Raw genomic sequence first — 2380 nt, 5'->3', positions numbered from 1 at the left:
GTGCATGCGGATATCGCGATACTCGCCATGCGGCAGACGGCCGGCGGCGATCAGTTCCTTGACGAAGGCGATCGAGCGGAATTCGCGCAGCAACCCGGCGTTGAAGGCGATCTCGTCGATGCGGTTCTGGATCTCGTTGGCGCTTCTTGGTGTTCCCTCCCGCACCACCGGATTGATCTGCACCAGAAGCACGTCCTCGGTCGCAGCCGTCTTGAAGAACGGATAAAGCGCCGGGTTGCCGCCATAGCCGCCATCCCAATAGGGCACCCCCTTGATCTCGACAGCACGGAACAGTTGCGGCAGGCAGGCCGAGGCCATCACCGTGTCGAGGTCGATCTCGCCATCGGAAAAGACGCGCAACTGTCCGGTCTCGACATTGGTCGCCGAGATGAACAGTTCCATTGACTTGCAGGCGCGGACATTGTCGAAATCGATCTCCTGCTGAACCACGTCGCGCAGCGGGTTGAAGCCGAGCGGATTGGCGACATAGGGCGAGAACACCCGCGACATGGTGTCGAAGAAGACATAGCCAGGCGTATTCTCGATCGACCAGTTGCCCCAGGCGACATCCCACGGCATGCGGTGTACCGGGCTGAACCGGCCCTTGGCCGCCACCGCGCGCCAGAAATCGTCAAGTTTCTGCCGCGCTCCCTCGACACCTCCGCGCACATATCCGTCGGCCAGCGCCACTGCGTTCATGGCGCCGGCGCTGGTGCCGGACACTGCTGATATCTCCAGCCGTCCGTCCTCCAGCAGGCGGTCGAGCACACCCCAGGAAAAGGCCCCGTGCGAGCCGCCGCCCTGAAGCGCGATGTTGATCTTCTTCTTTGTCTCCTCCGCCTTGCCGTTTTTGGTCATGGCGTCGTCCTTGGTTCGTTTTGGATAGATGAGAAGATTTTGCGCCTCACGCGGCGGTCCAGCCGCCATCGACCGAGAGATGCGTGCCGTTGACCTGCGCTGCCGCGTCCGAGCACAGGAACACCGCCGCTGCCGCGATCTGCTCCACCGTGACGAATTCCTTGGTCGGCTGCTTGTCCAGCATGACCTCACGGATGACGGTCTCGCGATCCATCTGATGGGCTTTCATCTGGTCGGGGATCTGCGCCTCGACCAGCGGCGTCAGCACATATCCGGGGCAGATGGCGTTGCAGGTAATTTTTTCACGCGCCAGTTCGAGTGCAACGGTCTTGGTCAAACCCATGATGCCATGCTTCGCCGAGACATAGGCCGATTTGAACGGCGACGCGACCAGGCCGTGCGCCGAGGCGATGTTGACGATCCGGCCACCGCCGGCCTCCTTCATCAGCGGGATCGCGGCTGCAATGGTGTGGAACGCCGACGACAGGTTGATGGCGATGATGGCGTCCCATTTCTCGATCGGAAAGTCCTCAACCGGCGCGACATGCTGGATGCCGGCATTGTTGACGAGGATATCGACCGATCCGAATGTCTCAGCCGCCTTGGCGACAAGCGCCCGGCATTCCGCCGGTTTCGACATGTCCGCCTTGATGTAGGCGGTTTTCACCCCGTGGTGTTTGGCGATCGCATCAGTGATGGCGTGGTCGGCGGCCGTGTCGGAGAAAGAGTTGACGACGACATTATGGCCTTCGGCCGCCAACGCCTGGGCGATGGCCAGGCCAATGCCCGATGTGGAGCCGGTGATGACTGCGGTTTTTCTGGCGGCCAAGGGCGGAGTCCTCTGGTTGCGGCAAGAGCGAGCTTATGTTGCACTGCAGCATATATGCTCAATGCGACGCAATAACAGCGGCCAGAATTTTTGAGGAGATGAAATTTTCGTCATGAGCGGCCACACGGCCGCTCACCAGGAGGATATCGTTTGGATCGCCGGTCGCTCGCCAGGCGCCGATAAGCCTCAGGCAGCCAGCTCCGGCACCGGCCCGACATAGTGCGACTGCGGGCGGATCAGCCGCCCGGTCGTCTGCTGTTCGCGCGCATGCGCGATCCAGCCGGCGACGCGCCCAGCGGCAAAGACATTGCTGAAGGTTTGTGGCGGAAAGCCCGCCGCCTCCAACAGCAGCGCGGTGTAGAACTCGACATTGGTCTGCAGCGAGCGCGACGGCTTGGCGATCCGCAGCACGTCGAGCGCTACCTGTTCCACTGTCTCCGCGAATGCCAGCCGGCGGCCGGTTTCGCCCTCGCCGCCGAGTTGCCGCACGACGGCCTTCAGCACATCGGCGCGCGGATCGCGCACACGGTAGATGCGGTGCCCGAAACCCATGATGCGCCTGCCGTGCGAGATCTCGTCGCGAAGCCAGCCGGCGGCATCGCCATGCGCCTGGATCGCATCCAGCATCTCGATCACCGGACCGGGCGCCCCGCCATGCAGCGGCCCCTTTAGCGCGCCGAGCCCGGCCAGCAC

3 protein-coding genes are annotated in these 2380 nt (G+C 63.0%); all 3 read right to left on the bottom strand.

All coding sequences use genetic code 11. The annotated features are described in order from the left end of the window. The coding region (locus tag EN939_RS30260) for a patatin-like phospholipase family protein (protein WP_164751353.1) at positions 1–858 on the bottom strand (858 nt) is incomplete at its 3' end. Between the two features lie 46 nt (positions 859–904). After that, the gene (locus EN939_RS30255) at positions 905–1687 is read right to left on the bottom strand and encodes a 3-hydroxybutyrate dehydrogenase (RefSeq protein ID WP_127270166.1); all 783 of its coding nucleotides are present in this window, start codon (positions 1685–1687) and stop codon (positions 905–907) included. 186 nt (positions 1688–1873) lie between these two features. Beyond that, positions 1874–2380: citrate/2-methylcitrate synthase (locus EN939_RS30250; protein ID WP_272483119.1), on the bottom strand; the 507-nt coding region annotated here is incomplete at its 5' end.

Origin of the sequence: Mesorhizobium sp. M7A.F.Ca.CA.002.05.1.1, assembly GCF_003998335.1 — a bacterium.
Taxonomy (GTDB): Bacteria; Pseudomonadota; Alphaproteobacteria; order Rhizobiales; family Rhizobiaceae; genus Mesorhizobium.
Note: the sequence above shows the minus strand (reverse complement) of the source record. Positions and strands in the feature narration are given on the sequence as shown.